Source organism: Gardnerella vaginalis, from assembly GCF_001546485.1.
Taxonomy (GTDB): Bacteria; Actinomycetota; Actinomycetes; order Actinomycetales; family Bifidobacteriaceae; genus Bifidobacterium; species Bifidobacterium vaginale_D.
In genome coordinates this window covers 78454-79448 of the sequence record NZ_KQ956862.1, presented here as the reverse complement: position 1 = coordinate 79448, position 995 = coordinate 78454, and the positions used below count along the sequence as shown (strand labels likewise).

At 41.9% G+C, this 995-nt stretch carries 1 protein-coding gene; it reads right to left on the bottom strand.

The features are described 5' to 3' along the window. Positions 1–995 (bottom strand): bacterial Ig-like domain-containing protein (locus HMPREF3208_RS06795; RefSeq protein ID WP_196488961.1); only part of this gene is annotated, 995 nt, incomplete at both ends.

Genomic DNA, 995 nt, shown 5'->3' with positions numbered 1-995 from the left:
TTGTCACACTCATAGATGTTGGGTTAAGCTTATTCACCGTCAGCTTTCCAGTTACAGCATCTGGCACACCATCTTTAGTTAACTTAACCTTTACCCCATTATCTGTTAATACTAGTTTTGTACCATTCTTAGGAGCAACCTTAATCCCATTCGCTTCAAATTCTGCAGGAGTCACGACTTTTTTCACATGATTAGCATCCTCTAACGTGACTTCAAGCCCAGTTAAATCTAGGTTTTCTCCCTCCGTATAAGTTTGTTTTGTAGGCTGCTTTGTCACACTCATAGATGTTGGGTTAAGCTTATTCACCGTCAGCTTTCCAGTTTCTGCAGTCAAGCTTCCTCTCGTTAACTTAACAGGATTTCCATCAGTTAACTCTAGTTTCTTACCATTCTTAGGAGTTGCCGTAATCTCGTTAGCTTCAAAATCTTTAGGCTCCACGACTCTTGTCAAACCATTATTATCCGTCAACTTTACAGAAAGACCAGTTAAATCTAGTTCCTCTCCCTCCGTATAACTCAACTTTGTAGGCTGTGATGCCACTGTCATAGAATTTACATTAGTCGAGTCAAATTCTATAATTGTAAATCCATTCGTATTACCATTCCATTTTGCCTTATATTTCCCTTTAGAAGTATCAAGGTCATGGTCTTTTTCTGTCAGATACAGATAAAATGCGGTATCATTGCCAGGATGATTGTCTGCTCTTGTGAATGTTTTTGCATTTCCTGTGTCACCGTCCACAATTACCTTATTCACACTATCCTGATTTTCCAGTTTAGCAAGGTAGACATTATGACCTTTGCCATCGGTTGGCGTTGCACCGAATCCACTCACTTTGACGCTTCCACCAGTGATTGTAATGTTTTGTTCTGAACCCCAAGCACCACCACCAATGCCATCTTCTCCGCCTGTTGCGGTTACGGTTCCACCAGCGATTGTAAGGCCTTTTCCTGAACCCCGGTCACCACCACCAATGCCAGCAGCACCATCTCCG